Below are 17,524 nucleotides of genomic sequence, written 5' to 3'. Positions count from 1 at the left end.
CAGCTTTCGGCCCAAAGGGCAGATTGCCGAGCTGCGAGCCTACGTGCGTCAGCGCGAGCGTCTGCTGGAGTACGCGGCCTCACACATCCAGCATATGCAAAAGGCCTTGACGGAGATGAATCTTCAGCTGCACCACGTCGTCGCCGACATCACCGGCGCGACCGGCCTGCGTATCATACGCGCGATCCTTGCCGGCGAGCGTGATCCTGAGGCGCTGGCGTGCTTGCGCCATTACAGTTGCCACTCCAGCGCCGAGACGATCGCGAAGGCGCTCACCGGAAGCTACCGCGCCGAGCATCTGTTTGCGCTCGAGCAGGCACTTGCGCTTTACGACGCCTACCACGAGAAGGCATCTGCCTGCGACGCCCGGATCGAAGCCGTGTTGAAGGAACTCAGCATCCATCGCGGTCATGGCCATGGATCAGCGCCGCGGGCCTCGCGGCGTCGGAATCGAACCGATCAGGCGAACGCTCTAGCTTTCGACGTCCGCGAGGCGCTGTTCGCGTTGCTCGGAAAGGACATCACCACGATCGACGGCCTCGGTCCTTACCTCTCGCTGAAGCTGATCGCTGAATGCGGCGACGACCTCTCCTCGTGGCCAAGTGCAAAGCATTTTACCTCCTGGCTGGGACTGGCGCCGAGCAACAAGGTCTCCGGCGGCAAAATGCTCTCGTCCCGAACGCGCCGATCCGGCGGCCGGGCGGCGGCACTTCTGCGCCTTGCTGCCGTGACCGTGGGTCGTACAGACACCGCGCTCGGCGCATTTTATAGACGGCTCTCAGCGCGCATCGGCAAGGCCAAGGCCGTGACCGCCACGGCCCGCAAGATCGCAGTTCTGTTCTACAATGCTGTGCGATACGGAATGGACTATGTCGATCCCGGGGCCTCGTCGTACGAGACGCGTTACCGGACGCGAGTGGTCAACAATTTGCATCGGCGTGCCAAGGCATTCGGCTTTGTTCTCCAGCCCTTGGAGCCGAAAGCAGGTGCTGCCGTTTCTTAGGAATCGTTCTCCAGCGTCAACTCGCCGATCTTGGCGTGCAGCGACTTCACGTCGACGGTAGGTTCGGCGATCCGACTCCCGCCGCCCGGACCGAAAACATCGGCAGCGCTGCCTTCGAGCTGGGCCTTCCACGATGTGATCTGATTGGGGTGAACGTCGAACTGCTCCGCTAGTTGCGCCAGCGTGCGGTCACCCTTGACGGCGGCAAGCGCCACCTTCGCCTTGAAAGCCGGAGTGTGGTTCCGCCGTGCTCGTCTGCTCATCGTCTCTCCTGATTCGCGGGTCAATCTTGCCCGCCGTCAGGCAGAAACTCCACTTATCGCACTGTTCAGATTTGCGGGACCAGCTCAAAGCTCAGCCTTGGAGCAACTTCACGGGCCGCCGAGCTCTCGAGATCTTGTCTGACGTCGGTTAAAAAATAGACTCCTGCAGTGCCCAGACACACGAAGACGACCACCACCCACCATAAGGTGCATTGACGATCTGTACAAAACCGGTGGCAAGTCTGAAACGGCTGTTCAATTGCATCGATCACTTCTCGCTCGCCTACGCGGCTCATTGCTTTTTCCATACCAACTCGAGAACACACTCACGCCAACAGCCGTTGCGCCGCGCGACACCGACGACCCTCGCATTGGTGAAGTTCGACTACGTACCGGGATGTCCCCGAGCCGGCGCAGGATCCCTCGGTGGATGGGGAATACGCCAGGCAGAAGTCAACTACCAACCTTGTCAGTTGATGGAGACTGCGGGTACGTATCAATCTTGGTCTATGAACCTCGCACGAGTCAGGTCGTGGAGCAGTTCGAGCTCTAGCAGCGTCAACGGGCCTGGTCGATGTCTCGTTGGCGAACGTCGGAGATTGGCGAACCGGAGTTGGATCTGGGGCCCCGTCGTGGCCGTGTTGATTCGAGTATCTCGCTGCAGCAATTGTTCTCTGTCTTCGAGAGGAACGGCTTGCTAGCCCACACCGTGTTTCGTCAGCAGATCGGCCGTCACGCAAGCTCCCAATTCTCCAGCGACATTCCGGAGTACTGTCGGCAAAAAGGAATGCAAAAGACTTCGCTTGCGACCACAAATTTCGTAAACATAGGATAACAATCGTTGCAGACCTCGGTCCTGGAAAAATATTGCGATGCCCGCCTTCCTTGGTACACCATCTATCCAACTGTAGCCCAGTTCTCCACGGTGGTCGGCGCCGAAGCCTCTGAGAAATGGCTGCAGCGCCTGCCGGTTAATGAGTCCGTATCGCTCTATTTCCACGTTCCGTTCTGTCGATCGATTTGCTGGTATTGCGGCTTCGCTCGAAGCATCACTCGCCGGGATTCACCCATCCTAGAATTTTTGGCGGTTCTTCGCAGGGAGATCGAGTTGGTCGCGGCGCAGGTGCCGCAACGGCTGCCTGTGAGCGACGTGCACTTCGGCGGTGGAACGCCGACCCTCATCGAGCCCGCGCAGTTCGGGGCACTGATGGAACTTCTGCGCCGCAGCTTTGCGGTTTCGAAAACGGCCGCCATCGCTGTTGAGATCGACCCGCGCACGTTCACGCTAGCCACATCCGAAGCGTTAGCGGCTGCCGGCGTGAACCGCGCGAGCTTGGGCGTCCAGAGCTTCGATCCAATTGTTCAAAAGGCCATTAACCGGGTTCAGAGTGAGGCACAAATAGAGCGCGCTGTCGAAACGCTGCGGCAGCATGGAATAATCCGCATCAACTTCGACCTCATCTACGGTCTGCCAAATCAGACGGTGCAGTCCTGCGTTCAGACCGCGACTACGGCGGTGGCCATGCGACCAGACCGGCTTGCGGTATTCGGCTACGCGCACGTTCCTTCCTTTAAGAAGAATCAGCGCCTGATCGACGAGGCAGCGCTGCCAGACACTCCTGCCCGTGCGGAACAGGCGGCGGCGATGGCCAATACACTGATTGCTGCGGGCTACCGCCAAATCGGACTCGACCATTTCGCCTTGCCGGACGATGAGCTCGCGCTGGCGCAGAAAACCGGTCGCCTGCGGCGGAACTCACTGGGTTACTCGGCCGACACCTGCCATAAAGTCATCGGCTTCGGCCCGTCGGCCATCGGCCGCCTTGGCGACGGTTACGTCCAGAACGAAGTTGCAGCGGGTTCTTACAGCGACCAAATCAATGCCGGCCGTCTGGCGACGTCAAAGGGCTACTGTCTCAGCCTCGAAGACCGCGTCCGGGCCGCAATCATCGAGCGGCTGATGTGCGATTTCGAGGTCGACGTGCCGGCAATTTGCATTACTCATGGATTTGACCCGGTCCCTTTCCTCGGTTCACCCGAACGCTTGGCAATGCTCGCCGAGGATGGGATCGTGGAGATGGAAAAGGGATTCATCCGCGTGAGGCAGGAGCATCGTTTTCTAACTCGCGCTGTGGCGGCCGCATTCGATGCTTTTCTTGGCACGCCGCTCTGTTAAGACCAGCCAAGGAGCGGTGATCGTGTGAATGCATTACCTTCCGTTACGCACCCAGAAGCCCGGGTAACGAGTTTTCGCTCACCTGGTGCACTCACGTACAGCGCCAATTCGTAAAGGACGCCGTGCGCAGCTGCGCGACGAGAGCCGCCCCGGTCCTAGCCGCGAAGACAGCTGGGCGAGTTGCTGCCGGGAATTGGACGCCCCCGACTGCAACGCTGTCCGCTCAAGCGGCATGACCGACAAAGTTCATCACATCACCACCATTGCCCGTGTGGCGACCAGGACGACGACTGGCTGCGGGACGTCGCCAACAAAATGGCGATCGAGGACGGCTTCATCTGGGTCTACCGCGTCGGAGAAGATGAGATCTAGGCGTTCAGCGACTTCGGTATCGAAAATCTGATCGAGCTCGTCCGGATGTACGAAGATATTTCGACCTGGCTCAAGCGCTGGCAGCCCGGGATATCGCAATCAGCCTGCGGTCTACGCTGGATACGAACTCCCAGCAAAGCGGAGCGCTTCGTGGTGATGCACGACGGATCCTATTGATGTGCATGGTCGCCGCTCGACCGGGATCGCTACGGACCGCCGCGTGCAATCCAGAGCAGCAACTGGTCGACGCGATGAGCTAGACCAAAGAGCACAAAAGGACCAGCGCCGGCGCGACACGGCACCAACGATAATCGAGCACCACAGTTAGAAGCGGATCCCGCGGGATCACGGCCTCGAAACAATCGTTTCCTGTAAGAGCCTCGCGCAACCGGGATCGAAGCGACCTTCCCGAATTGCCCCCCTCGATGCTGCCATACCGGAGTTCGTCCCTGACGCCGGGACGGTCTCGCGCCGAGCGGCACGATACCTACGATTCGCACAGCGACGGCCGACGTCCCGTGCCCGGTCAACTACCAAACCTAGCAATTGATGGAGATGACGGACACATGCCAGTCAGTGCCGGTGAAACTCGCTCGGGCCACATCAAGGAAGAAGTCGCGATGCGATATAGATCCGGTAAATCCAATGGAGCTGATGGATGTTCTGTCTCGTCCCGCAGCTATCAAAACGCCTCCAATCGCGCTCTCCATCTTCCCATGAGAGCCAATCAAGGCCTTGTGCCGGTCTCAGCGAGCTACGGGCGTCAAAAGATGTTAGCCCCTTCTGCCCGCCTGTGCTTCATCCCATGGACCGAGCCGCGGGCGGCGTTTCTCGGGTCCGGCGTGTTGTTATGCGAGCTCAGCTACCGGGCGGCTCTCTGTTGAAGAACATTGCCTTTCCTCGTGGCAGCGGATTTGTCATGAGAATCCCTCGGCTCCGTGCGTCGGCCGCCAATCCTAGCGAACGCTCACATCGAGCAGGTCACTCTCCGTGTCGACATGGTGCAGCAGATGCTTGCACTCGATTAGCGATCGAGCGGCTGGGTTGTGTCGCGCTGGGTACCCACCACGTTGGCCAAGCTGCGCCAGCAGTGGTGATAGCGCAGAAGGCTGAGCGGGTCTCGTTGCCATAGAGATGCCGCCTGGCCTCAAGCGTCACCTAGACCGCCTTGAGCCCAAGATCGAGAACCCTCTAGGCCGTCAGGTGGAAGTGCACTTTATTCAAATCGACGGACGTGGAAATCACTATGCATCGTTGCGGTGTAGCGCCAGTATCCATGCGGGCATACTCGGCTGGCGTAGTTGCTTTCATCTCTCGACCAAGTGCGAAGCCAAGAGGGCGTATTCTCCTTTCCCTGATAGCTAGTCTCGCCGGCAGTTCGGCGGCGGCAGAACCTGGTGATATCTCTGGCCCTAGAAGTCACAGCCCCGATGAGCTCGCCGAGGCAAGAAGCCAAACAATCTCGAATCCGGCCATAACCTTCCGAAGCGGCCGGCCCAAAGGAGCAGCGCGCCTTTCTGGGAACTCGCTGCCAAAAGCAGCTAGGTCTACCACAAAGCGCGACAGTGCGGAGGACACCGCCAAGAGCAGAAGTCAAAAGCAGATTGACCGATTCGCAAAATTCGAGAATCTCCGCGAAAAAGGGGCGGCGTTCACTGGGCCTGGTCCTGCGGACACGATAGATCAGGATACAGCTTCTGTCAGATCCGAGCTTTCGGATCTCGGGATTGGATTCGCTGGCTGGACCCTAAACACGTTTGTCAACAATCAACTCGGTAATGCCGCCAGAAGCACCATCGCCAATCAACAATATGTCGGCCAGAATCCGACATTTAGTACGATCAACTCTATGATCGTGACCTATGACCTCGCTCGGTTTGGAATTCCCGACGGTCAGATCGTCGTGGGAGCCGAGCATCAATATTGGACATGGAAGAGCGCCGGGCCAGACCGACTGGGAATCAATGCAGTTTCTTACTATCAAACGTTCTTCGCCAGGAAGATCGAACTCAAAGTGGGTTACCTCAGGAACCAACATGAGTTTGCGGGTGCCGGAGAAAAAGTTTTTGGACCCTCGTCGAAGATGCTGTTCCAAGCAGGCATGAGCAACAATTGGGCGCCAACGCCGGCTCTTAATCTGAAGTACAATTTTGACGATCGCTTATATAACAAGCTCTCAATCCAGCGCTCGCTCAGTCCAGCCGGTCAATATAGGCATGTAAGCGAAAATCCCACTGGCTTGAACTGGAGCACGCGCGACGCGGGCATTCTTTTACTTGATGAAGTTTGCTATAAGAACAAGCCTACTCCCGGGGTACCCGAGACTTGGCTGCGGGCTGGCGCGGGCTTTAACAACAGCAGCTACACGGACCTACAGCATCCGACGCAACCGACAGCCAAGGCGAACAGCGTCTACTATGTAGCTGCGGACAGGCAATTCTGGCAGTCTGCCGTCCACGGCTCGGCATCTCGCGGAATCTATGGCGGGTTCTCTGCGATGTACGCTCCGCCTGACCTAAATAGGGCTAGTCAGTACTACGAGCTTCGCCTGTATGCGAAGGGCCTGTTTGACAGCCGGCCCACTGATCAGATGAGTCTTGTTGTCAACAACACCATCTGGAGCCATTTCGCGGTGGACGCTGCACTGGGGAAAGAGCAGCTGGCGCACCGGGACAGCACAGCAATTTCGGGACTGTATACGGCGCATCTGGCGCCCGGGATATATACAACCGTAGGACTGACGTACATCAATCACCCGACAAGCATTACCTACACGCCGCAAACAGGACACGCCCTGAATATATTGGTATCTACGTCGGTATTCTTCTAAGCTCTCAGGACTGCGCGTGAATTCACCGTCATGTAGTCGATATGACAATCGCCGTTTTCAACGGCTTGGGCCACGCATCACGGCGATTTTGGTATCCGCTGTGCTCCTGACGCGAAGCCGGATACCGCGTAAATTGAGCCGTGATATCTAACGTAGCATGCTGTTGGGAATGGTAGGTTAGAGCCTTTGCTGCTTCGGTCTACGAGCGATAGGCCGACGTCGCACTTGCGCAAGAGCTATACCCTCCGGCCGCGGAATGATCTCCGATGCTCATTTGTTCAATCGAGTGCTAAGCTTGCGGCAGCGACATTGCTTTTGGATGGTTGCTCGTGCTGCTCGTCAGACTCGCGTCCGAGCTCGTACTCTGCCATGACAAGCCGAAATCGTGCCCTCGGAGCTTAGTTCACCGCGAAGAGGTGTGGTAAGCGGAACCGCGACACAGATGCCAAAGCTAGCCAACTACGGCAATCGCTATATCTGTCCGACGGTCGTGGCGCTGGCCGAAAGGCGATGCGCAAGGTCGGCGGAAACGTGCCCCCCCTTCCGCGGCAAATCGACCGGACGCGGCCGGATGACTTGCGCCACTCGAATGCTGACTCATTTTCGCCGGGTCGAGATGAGCTTTAGCATCTTGCTTCAGCAAGGAGGTCGCCTCCCGAGTCTGCGGCGCGTTAGCCCTCCCATCCAATTGCGCGTGGCGTTCTGCTGGGTTCACTTCTCTTCTCAAACATCTATTCGCGCGAACATGCGATAAGAGCAGTGCATTATCGGTGAATTTGCCGAGCCTTGCTAGGCAACCTTCGTGGACGGGTGCTTCGTCGTCTTGAGGCGCGTTACACTGCATCGACCGTCGACGCTGACGGGCGCGTCACCATCGATTGTGGCACGATGAACGACGCGATGCTGGTCACCGTAATCGTTGACCGCATAATGCTGCGTTGCGCGGTTATCCCAGATCGCGACATCGCCTTCTTTCCAGCTCCAGCGTACGGTGTTTTCGGGTGCCGTGATATGAGACTGGAATAGATCAAACAGCTTCTGACCGTCGCGTTTTGGGATATCAATAAACCTTTGCACCAGATCGCCGAGCACCAGCGCGCGCTCGCTGGTCTCGGGATGTACACGGACCACCGGGTGCTCCGTCTCATAGATCGTTTTCGTAAAGACCTCATCAAAATGCTTCTGGTCGATTTCGCGAACACGGCAGGTCCCGGCGTAGTCAAAGGCGTTGCTGTGAACGGTCCAGAGTTCGTCGGCAAGCCGTTGGAGCGGCCGCGGCAGATCCAGATAGGCGGCCACAGCGTTCGACCAAATCGTATCGCCACCGGACGATGGGACCACAATGGCTCGCAGCACCGCAAGTCTAGGATACGCCGCGAGAAAGGTTCCATCGGCGTGCCATACATCAGCCCGGCTACCTCCGCGCGCGGAATCAAGCTCGATGATCGAGGTCGTTCCATTGATCGTACCGAGTGTCGGATGCGGCACCAGCCTTCCCAAACAGGCAGCAAAGCGCTCCTGCTCCGCGTCATCAAGATGCCCCTGATCGCGAAAGAAGATCACCTTGTGTTCGAGCAGCAAGCTGTTGATCCCAGCGATGGTTTGGCTCGGTAAATCACCCGAGAGCTTGATATTTCTGATTTCAACACCGATGCGCGCTGCGCGCTTGACGACGTCGGTCAGTGGAATGACACTCTCGGTCGAAGCCGTTTGTTTCATTGCGAATTTTTCCAAGTTTTGCGGATTCTTCAAGCGGACAAGGGCGCGTGTCACTCGGTTTCGAAGGCGAGCCTCGCGCTACGGGTACTCTCGAGCAAGCACCATGCCAGTCGGAAAGCGGAGCTGTGAACGTCCGTCAGGTACCGGATCGGATTTGAGTCGAACAGTTTGCCAGGAACTCGATGCCACCTCCCATCCTCTTTCCAACGCCACCCGGGTCGGCGGCGAAAGGCATAGGGCGCATAATCGACAGGAAATGTACCGCTCGGCACCCGAAGAGAAAGGCCATACGATCCTCGTGCAACGTCGAGTAGCCAGCTGTGCGTGCTGTTCTCGTCCAGTATGCGCCCTCCGCTTAACAGTTTGCGGCAATCGGCCAGTCTCGAGCCGCCTCTGCGAACGGGCCATCACCGGCTCTCAAGGTGTCCGGGACCTGCCCTGCCCGTGATCACTGCCGAAACATCATCGGCTGGAAATGGAAGAGGAATAGATGACCTTGGAAGAGCTCCAAACGATTGAACTACGGCATTATCCAGGCGAAAGCCATTGATCCGCGGCACTGGGATCGCGATGTTCTCGATGCACCGACGTCCGAGCACGGTGAGGCAGATGTTCTGCACGGTCCCGCTGGGTTTGCCCAAGAAGCCAAAGATATGTCCACTACCAGTCTTTATAGGTGTCTCAATGTTGTCAAAGTAGTTGCCCTCGATCAGTGCTTGCACAGATGGTCCAGCATCCACTGCATGGAAGAATCCGCCGCTCTGTTGCGCATTCGTGTTGTGGAAGTAATTGTTAAGGAGATGAATAATAGCCTGCGCACCGTCAATGTGCGGCGCCCGCCCTGAGATCTCATGGAAATAGTTATTTGCGATGGTGATCGTCTGCGGGACACCAAGAAACAGGAGATTCCAATAGTGCTCCCCGTTACAATAGGAGGAATAGGTATCGCTGCCATCGAAGTCGTTCCAGGAAATCGTAATATTCGTCGTAGGGCCAAAGCCGTCGGCAATCATCTGCCGCCCGATATTATGAAATCGGTTGTGATCGATCCAAACCAGGTCGGCTCGTGCAATTGCAATAGCATCGCCGGCAAATATCACGCCTTGATTGATATCACTGATGGTCAGGTTGCGAATAACGACGTTGCTGACCCCATTTAGGCGCAGCCCCTTCCCTTTGATTGTAGCGCTCGGGCCAACGCCGATCACCGTCTTGTTTGAGCCAATCTCCAGCGGGCGCTTGCCGGCCCTGTCGAAGCCGACCAATGTCTTCTCCTTGCCATCGCAATGCGCATCGTTGCCATCCATAAGGAGAAGGGACTCACGCTTGTAAGGTGCCGAACAAGCACGGCCGTATTGGCAACCCTGCCCCTCGCCTTGCCCTTTCGTACCGGTAAAGTCTATGGTTCCGGCTACCTGGATCTCGCGCGGACTATTGTCATTGCAGTGCCCGAAGCTGTACGAACGACACAACTCATACTTCAGAGCTTTGGTTGATCTGACCTGAACTACCTCGCCTCCACGGCCGCCCGTCGCTGCAGAGCCAAAGCCCTTGAGGGCTTCCGATCGCACATTGTTCGATCCGAGCACGGAAGAGACGCCGACGACGACAGCAAGTCCACCGAGCACGCGCAACGACCGCTTGATGTGCTTCATCGTTTCCTTCATAGGCATGTGCTCTCTCTTACCCGGAAAATCCGCACGAGGACTTGAACTCTCGAACTCAAATGCTGAACTGAAATAGGCCATCAGCATGCGGCGTTAACGCCATCAGATCGTCCTCAATAAGGCAGGATCGGAATATCGGAACCATGCTACGCAACAGCCGAAGTGTGCAGCCGCAGGCTCCGCACCAGCTGTGATGGATCTGGGTAGCCATTGAGCCAATCACGGCCGATGAAAGCAACGGTCCATGCTTCGAGAGCCCCGTCAGAGGAATACTGTAGGTGCAACACGTCTGGCCTGGGCGGATTGGCCGTCCCTCCTGACGTTTTGCTGGACCGGCGGGAGGCGCTCGAGCTCTTCGGCATTTTCGACCAGCACCAGAACGCGTGGTGCATGATAATTCGCATCTCGCGGGAAACAGATAGGCGGCGCGGCTGGGATCCTCGTCTTCCTGGATTGCACGTCGGATGTCAGGCCCCTTCTTCTGCGATATAGATGGGCGAGATTGGGCCCGTATGTCGCGTGCCAGACACATCACACGGACGGACGCCTCCTATCGACTTCATGACCGGCAATCATTACGCCGCCGGAATGGCTACGATTTCCTTGTTTTTGATATGTCCGTCCAGTGCCAGGGGCGGATCTAGCACAGCCAGTCACCGCCAACCTGCGACTCGCGGCGCGGCGAGCTGATGCAGCAAGGGCTCAGCCACAATTCTGGTCGTCCCACTCATAGCCCTAAGGTGAAGCTGCTCATGTGCTGCAGTCATCGCCACGAAGAGCGGAATTCGTCTGCAAGCGGCGCGTGGAAGGCAACGGCTGGCCAGCGTGCAAACGCACCCTCCGATCTGCACCTTCGACGCATCATAGGTTACCGCCCCCAGGGGCCTAGCGCGCGCGGAGGAATGAAACTACCCACCAAAACTGATTGTTTTTGTGATCCAGCATGAGGCGTACCCCAGTCCGAATCATGAGTCGCCCGGCTTTCCGTCGGGCTGCCGGGGAGCTCCGCCGATGTACACGCCGCCCGCCTTCCAAGTTGTCGATATCACCGACGTTCATCGGACGATGCGCGAGGCACGCTCGGCGACACTGATCACCGCTACTCACGAAGGGCTTGTTGGAACGATGCTGCCCGTAGTACTCGACGAGAGCGAAGGCTCCATGGGCACGATTTACGCCCACGTGGCGCGTGCGAATCCGCAGTGGAAGCTGACACCGACTGGCGAGGCGATGGCCATTTTCGCTGGGGCGGAGGCCTATGTCAGCCCCTCCTGGTACGTGACCAAGCACGAGAGAGGCGAGGCCGTACCGACGTGGAACTATGTCGCTGTGCATGCCTACGGGCCGGTCGAATTCTTCGATGATGCCGATCGGCTGCGAAAGGTGGTCACGCGACTGACCGATGTGCATGAGCGCTCGGGCAAAGACCGCTGGGCGGTCTCTGACGCCCCTGCCGATTTCATCAAAACGGAGCTTAAGGGGATTGTCGGTCTGCGATTGCAAATTACACGGTTCGATGGCACGCGGAAGATGAGCCAGAACCGCAACGCGGCGGATCGCGCCGGCGTCATCGAGCGGTTATCGAAGAGCGACCGTGACGAAGACCGACGTGTGGCTCACCTCATTGCGAAAGGATGACGAACCCGAACGACATATTGTGAACGACGCGGTATCACCCTGCATTTCTCCATATCCTCGACTGCTCTCCTTCTGCACAGCGATGCGCCGGCGGCTTGCAATATGACAATGGATCCACTCCAAGGGATCTGAGCCCGTGAACGGCAGCGCGCCGGTCAACATCTGATAGAATGTCACGCCAAGTGAATAGAGATCACTGCGACAATCGACCGAGCGATTCATTCGTCCGGTCTGTTCGGGCGCCATGTAGGGCAGCGAGCCGGCGATGAACTCGGCAGGCTCAGACGGCACGCGCTCGCGGGAAGACGGGAAGCCAGCCCAAACCCAGTGAGTCGCACCTGTCCGTCAGGACAATTGACCAGAATGTGAGCGGGTTTTAGGTCCTTGTGGACCAAGCCGTGCCGATGAAGCTTGCCCACAGCCCTCGCGATACCAACAGCGAGGCCCAGGAACCGCTTGGGCTCCATACGGATCCCGAGTAAATTTAGCAGTGGCTCGCCGCATGGATCCTCCAGGACCAGCATAGTCCGACCAGCTTCCCGGATGAGTTCCAACGGCCGCGTCGCCCATGCCTCGTCTAGCTCCTCCCTCAGCTCACACTCATGGGCGAGGCGATCGAGCGTCGCTGGGTGTTCCGCGATGGGCCGCACGACAAGCACGACAGCCCTGCTGCCGTGGATTTGCCGGCGCCACGCACGGCAGAACGCGCGATCACCGTCCTGCCACAGGGGCTGGATGTCACTGTCGACATTTGAGCCGAACAGAGTTCGGCTGGGGGGTCCCGCGGCATTTGCCCGCCCGGTCAATAAGGACTGAGCCAAAACCTGACACATATGGGGCGAGCTTGTGAAGGGACTTCGCAAAACGGCGCAGTACCGATCAAGGCCGCCAAAGAGTGGACGGCACGCCAAGATGCGACTTACACAACCAATACGTGGCCCGATCGTATCGATCCAGCCCAATCCTGCGCGCCAGCCGGGCCTGCACAGCATCGGCGGCGGGCGCTCCCGACTAGCACACTGTGTGGGCGAAGGATTGTATTTGATAGAGGGGCTCGTGGCCCGTTACCCGACCACGGCCACTGCCCGACGTGCAGCAGGGCCCAGATCGCTGCTACCGCTCAAGCAGACAATGACATGTGAAAGCTGATCGGTTTGCCCATGATCGGCACAACGCGCGAGGTCATTGGACGCCGGCTTGTGACGGCTGCATCGGCCCGAGCGTCCGGGGCGCGATGCGCAATGCCATCCCATGAGCCAATTGCGAGATCTCCTGGCGCGAACTGAAGCCCCGAGCGCCACAACTTGCTTCGCACAACGTCGTCCGAGTATGTCTTTCGAGCAAGCGACCATACCATCGACGCGCTCAGTCTTCAGCACCAAACTAAGATGGCAGTGGGCCGAGAAAAGTGTCTTCACAAGTTTCGAAGCCGTCCCGGCGCGCGCTGTCAGGGCCTTAGCGTGCGCCCGGTCCGTCCCGGCGTTATCTGTGAAATGTTGATCATGCTGTCCCCGTGAAGCAAGCAGCGCGGCGACACTGAGGTCGCCGTACCGAGCTAAGGAAGCACAGGGCTTATGTATCCGACACGATATTGAAGGAGCTCGCCGTACACAATTTTGCACTTGAGGAAGCCCGCCCTTCGACAACGCCTCTCATCGCTAGTCACGAGCCTGATTCACGATCGCAGCAGAGACTTAGCTCGAACGAGACGAATCCAATGATGCGGCGGCGCGTTTGGACATTGACTGATCAATAAACCACAACGCCCGATCGCGCGACTTGAGCCAAAGAACTGAAGCAGCTTCTTGGTAAGCATGAGCCCCTCGAAATCGATGTACTAAGGCTCGGAGCGCTCGGTCCATTGCAGCAATTCGACCAGCTGGACCTTTCCGCCGCTTCGATGGCTACCCCGCGGACATAAGCGCGGCCGATATTGCTTTTTCGAGCTGAAACCGCACTGGCGCAGTATCAGCTCAGCCTGTTCCCCTCGAGGCCTGCACCAAGCTGTCGATCTCCGGGCAGTCCCCAGATCTGAGGTCGGTGCCGGCCGAGGAATACCGGACGGCAGGGCACGACGCCTCTTTACGCTGACCGGCGGAAATGTCGCTTCCCTGGTTGACTATGGTGCGAACCGCTCAGAATGCGATCAGACGATCAGTGAGCTCGGCGATCGCCTCGCTGATATCTGGCATGTCGAACGACCCTTTCTCACAGAAGCCGGTCCCGAGAATTCGCCCACGCTTAACAGCACGGCCGCCAAAGAAGCTTGCTCCACAATCGGTGATGAAGGCGTGCATCTAAGGCCCGAGGAGGAAGCAAGATGCTCGGTCGAGTAGCTGAACATAAACGCCGCAAGGGCGCTCAGGCTAGAAATCCGGCCGACAAGCGCGGTGCTGTTTTCGAGATCGACGTTCACTCCTGGCTCCATTGAGGGAAGGCGCCAAGCAGTCATCGACTCTGAACCACAGCATCAAGGGCAGATCTGCGAGCCACTGTGAGCGAAACCGCGCTCATAACTATTCTCTTCATTCCTGCTCCCATTGATGGAGCAACTGACCCGCGACAAAGGCACCCCTGATGCTCACCGAGCGCCCGTATAGGCCCTCGCTGATCGGAATGCCGCTCGCTGCGGTTCGCAGGAGGGCGATTGCCGGCCATGCGAAGCCGATAGATCCGAGAGAGTTCTCGCTGCTTGAACCGCTGTTCAAGCAAGGCGTAAGCTACCCCAAAACCGGTGAAGAGAATTGCAATTGAAATGAAGAACCGCGGAACGCTTTCTTTGCCAGTTTGATAGATCTACACCGGCATCGTACAACCTGACGCTACGAACGATTCAAGCCTTCCTGGCCGGTGCGAAGTAGCAGGGAGTCACTACCTACTCTGTCTTGCTGAGCGAGCCTCAGTTTTGCCGCGCTGGTTGCTTCATTGGAGGCAGCGTCACCACGGATGTACTGGCGATGTGGGGCGAACCCGACGCACTTTCTTCTCGACGGAGTGCGTCGGGCCGCCTGTAATGACCCTGTCTGGGCCGTAGGCCCTGAGCGGATCGATGAGCTACTGGCAGGTCTGACAACAGCTTCAGGTTGACCGCTCGGGGCGCGTTTTGTCGTTCCTATGTAGGTCAAAGAGCGAACCTTCAAGGTGCCCGGCACGGACCTATGATGTCCGCCAATTCTGGCAGGGGAATGATTCTTTCGCTGGATCGGCGGTTCTTTGGCTGATTCAGGAGAGCAAATGCAACTGCCTTTTGGCGAACTGGTCCGCAGCTGGACACCGAATGAGTGTGTCCCGCCTCTCCATTCAGATTACGCCGCCTCATCTTGGGGTGCGAGCCTCGTGAAGGAAGCAACGACACGAACGCACGTGAGCGCCCCTGCAGCAGCTCGAGTTCGAGCATCTTTACTACAAACATGACGGAAAGGACTTGAATCGCACCTTGCGTCAGGTTGTACGAAGTCGGTGCAAGGTGCTTTCCTCAACCTCGCAAAGAGCAACTCACAGGCGCTCTGACGACGGAAAAAAGAAGAGTTCATGTGCTGATGCCGCTGCTACTCGTTCTGACGTCTATTTTCCTTAGCATGGGTGCGATAGTCTACGCCGCTTGCCGATCTGAACGCCGGCGGGATCGGCGCATGCACAGGCACAATCGCGCCAATTCGCTCAGCTCGCGCCCCCGCATTGAACTACCAAGGCGACGGGCGTTCTGATCCTTCAGCCGCATAATGGGTCGTCCGCTGCAGCCTCAGGCCAGGCGACACGCGCCGCCATGCTAAAGCGAGCGCCTCAGTTCTGGATTCGGTGCTTCTCGATCGACTGCTGATCGTTTGATCGATGCCGCGGGGCCGATCCAACGCGACGGCGGACAGACGCAAAAGGCATTTCTCGACCAGTCGGGCGGTTTTTGCTAGACTTTCCTGTAATGCGTCACGCTGGCGCGAATGGCTGACCCGTCACATACCTGGAAAATCTCAAGGATTTGCACTGCGCGAAAGTCCTCGAAAAGCTACGCCATCAATCAAAGGTCGTATTGAGGCAACACTTCTACTGTAAATCGCACAAGTGAGGCTCTTATCGTGACCAAGCGCTCTGAACCGCGGAAGGAAGCCGCAAATGTCGTAGGGCCGGAGGTGAGGCCGAGCGTCTTCCTCGTCGACGACGAGCTCTCAATAGCACCAATATCTCAAATTAGATATCTGCCCTGCCACAAAGTTCCGCGAGGCATTCAGAGACGCTCGGCAAGCTCCATCTTCAAGGCCTAACAAGCTGAGTTTATTCCCGTTCCAAAAACTCCCGCCATCTCCTTTCGTTTGGATCAAAAATGAGGCAGAAGAAGCGGACAACGGTCCGCCGGCTCATCAACAACAGATATCTAGATGTTTGATACATTGCTACGCGTGACTGGAACGATCGCCCCGAGCTCGCGCACGACAGAGGCAAACGATCGAGATCTAAGCTTAGATTTCGCGAAAGGTGCGCTCATTGTTTTGGTGATCGTTGGGCACCTGATTCAGTATGTCATCTACCGAGACGACGGGTTTTGGTATTCGCCGTACTACAAATCGATCTATATGTTTCACATGCCACTCTTTATGGCGATAAGCGGATATCTTTCTTCTGGATCGCTGCTGCAAAAGTCGTTCACTCGAGCCGCCAGCGACCGTGCGAAGCAGCTCTTGCTGCCGATGCTGTTTTGGTGGACGTTCATGGAGACAGCTAAGCTGGCGGCATTGTGGCGCGCTACCAGCCTAACGAGCGGACTTTTGGAATTAGTAGACGATTTCGCTGGCACATACTGGTTCATCTGGGCGACGTTTGTTTCCTACCTTCTCATCAAGATTTCTATCAGGCTCAACCACCAATCGTGGGTCATATCTGGCTTAGCCATACTGGTCGCACTCGCGCCTCTGACATTCTCCATATCACCCCTGATCAGATTCACTTACCCGTTCTTCTGCTTCGGCTTCTTGCTTGCTCAATCGAGAGAACGATGGACGAGTACATTGCGACATCACAAGCCGCTCCTGATTTTATTTCTCTCGATAGTGACTTGCGTATGCTTTCTAGCTTGGGGCAAGGACACCTATGTCTACAATAATCTTGGGGTAATTCACGATTTTCGGTCGGCTAAAAACGTGCTTCTGATGTTTGTTGCCTCTGCAGCTGCCTCAGCAATCGCTATCGAACTCCTGCTGCAATGCTGGAGCGTTGGCCATTCAAATCGAATGGCCCGCTTTATCGCTGTGGAGTTGGGCCAGACCACGCTGCTGCTCTACCTGGTCCAGGGTACCGTGTTCCGTCTCATGGATTTCGTACAGTTCGGAGAACTTTGGGATCTCACGACCCGGTTGATCATCGCGGGTATGCTCGGGGCCGCAATTATTGCGATCGCGCTAACGGTGCGCTCGATTGTTCGCGGCGTTCCATATCTGTCTCAGCTCGTCCTTGGAATGCCGCCACGCTCAGGTCTTCCGCAAGCCAAACCTGCAATGAACTAGCTGTATGCATTTGATTGTTTGAGTACGGCAGGGTATTGCGATAGCATCGACTTATGACGCCGTCGGAATAGCGTTTCGAACCCAGATCCGGCGGCGACGGCGTGCCGCCGGTCGAGCCGGTGATCGGCTTAAGAGCAACCCCATCGAAGCGTGTATTGCTCAGGGTTTGTATGGCACCGGCGAACTCAGCCCATTGCGTCCATCCAAATAAGATCTGTCGTGAGATAGCTTCGCTGCACCAGTCGTCTAGCCGCCGGTTTTCGACCCAGATCTGGCGATCGAACCTAATCCAATCACACTCGGCGAGATGTTTCTTCGAGTGCCGTACTGAACCCGAGACGTCCCAGTCGTTCGAATCTCC

Annotated in this window: 9 protein-coding genes and 2 pseudogenes; 5 read left to right on the top strand and 6 right to left on the bottom strand. The window is 57.5% G+C overall.

All coding sequences use genetic code 11. The annotated features are described in order from the left end of the window. Positions 1-1,003, top strand: a 1,003-nt coding sequence (locus tag IVA95_RS19520; RefSeq protein WP_247511931.1) for a transposase, incomplete at its 5' end; no start/stop codon positions are given. Between the two features lie 2 nt (positions 1,004-1,005). Here IVA95_RS19520 and IVA95_RS19515 read toward each other — a convergent pair. Continuing rightward, positions 1,006-1,266: pseudogene (locus tag IVA95_RS19515) on the bottom strand (transposase); the annotation flags it as partial. 65 nt (positions 1,267-1,331) lie between these two features. Further along, positions 1,332-1,574, bottom strand: coding sequence for a hypothetical protein (locus IVA95_RS19510; protein WP_247511930.1), 243 nt, complete (start codon positions 1,572-1,574; stop codon positions 1,332-1,334). 533 nt (positions 1,575-2,107) lie between these two features. Here IVA95_RS19510 and hemN point away from each other — a divergent pair. Together hemN and IVA95_RS19500 are read left to right on the top strand one after the other, a co-directional pair. Further along, complete coding sequence (gene hemN / locus IVA95_RS19505; RefSeq protein WP_247511929.1) at positions 2,108-3,442, top strand: oxygen-independent coproporphyrinogen III oxidase; 1,335 nt, start codon at positions 2,108-2,110, stop codon at positions 3,440-3,442. 1,618 nt (positions 3,443-5,060) lie between these two features. After that, positions 5,061-6,644, top strand: a complete 1,584-nt coding sequence (locus IVA95_RS19500; protein ID WP_247511928.1) for a carbohydrate porin — start codon at positions 5,061-5,063, stop codon at positions 6,642-6,644. A gap of 789 nt (positions 6,645-7,433) precedes the next feature. Here the strand turns inward: IVA95_RS19500 and IVA95_RS19495 are convergent. Both IVA95_RS19495 and IVA95_RS19490 read right to left on the bottom strand, forming a co-directional pair. Continuing rightward, positions 7,434-8,363 (bottom strand): TauD/TfdA family dioxygenase, encoded by a 930-nt coding sequence (locus IVA95_RS19495; RefSeq protein WP_247448929.1) that lies wholly within the window; start codon positions 8,361-8,363, stop codon positions 7,434-7,436. Between the two features lie 407 nt (positions 8,364-8,770). Further along, a complete protein-coding gene (locus tag IVA95_RS19490) occupies positions 8,771-10,117 on the bottom strand; it encodes a right-handed parallel beta-helix repeat-containing protein (RefSeq protein ID WP_247511927.1) in 1,347 nt (448 codons plus the stop codon). A gap of 924 nt (positions 10,118-11,041) precedes the next feature. On the opposite strand from IVA95_RS19490, the gene IVA95_RS19485 reads away from it, so the two are divergent. Further along, entirely contained in the window at positions 11,042-11,668 is a 627-nt protein-coding gene (locus tag IVA95_RS19485) for an FMN-binding negative transcriptional regulator (RefSeq protein ID WP_247511926.1), read from the top strand. Positions 11,669-11,764: 96 nt separating this feature from the next. Here the strand turns inward: IVA95_RS19485 and IVA95_RS19480 are convergent. After that, positions 11,765-12,501, bottom strand: a pseudogene (locus IVA95_RS19480) (protein kinase); the annotation flags it as partial. Between the two features lie 1,302 nt (positions 12,502-13,803). Further along, on the bottom strand, positions 13,804-13,965 hold the full coding sequence (locus IVA95_RS19475; RefSeq protein ID WP_247511925.1) for a hypothetical protein: 162 nt from the start codon (positions 13,963-13,965) through the stop codon (positions 13,804-13,806). A gap of 2,076 nt (positions 13,966-16,041) precedes the next feature. Between IVA95_RS19475 and nolL the strand changes: the two genes are divergently transcribed. Next, positions 16,042-17,163 carry a nodulation factor fucose acetyltransferase NolL gene (gene nolL, locus IVA95_RS19470; protein ID WP_247511924.1) on the top strand — a complete coding sequence of 374 codons (1,122 nt, stop codon included), beginning with the start codon at positions 16,042-16,044 and terminating at the stop codon, positions 17,161-17,163. The last annotated feature ends 361 nt before the right edge of the window (positions 17,164-17,524 follow it).

Source organism: Bradyrhizobium sp. 157, assembly GCF_023073815.1.
Lineage (GTDB): Bacteria > Pseudomonadota > Alphaproteobacteria > Rhizobiales > Xanthobacteraceae > Bradyrhizobium.
Note: the sequence above shows the minus strand (reverse complement) of the source record. Positions and strands in the feature narration are given on the sequence as shown.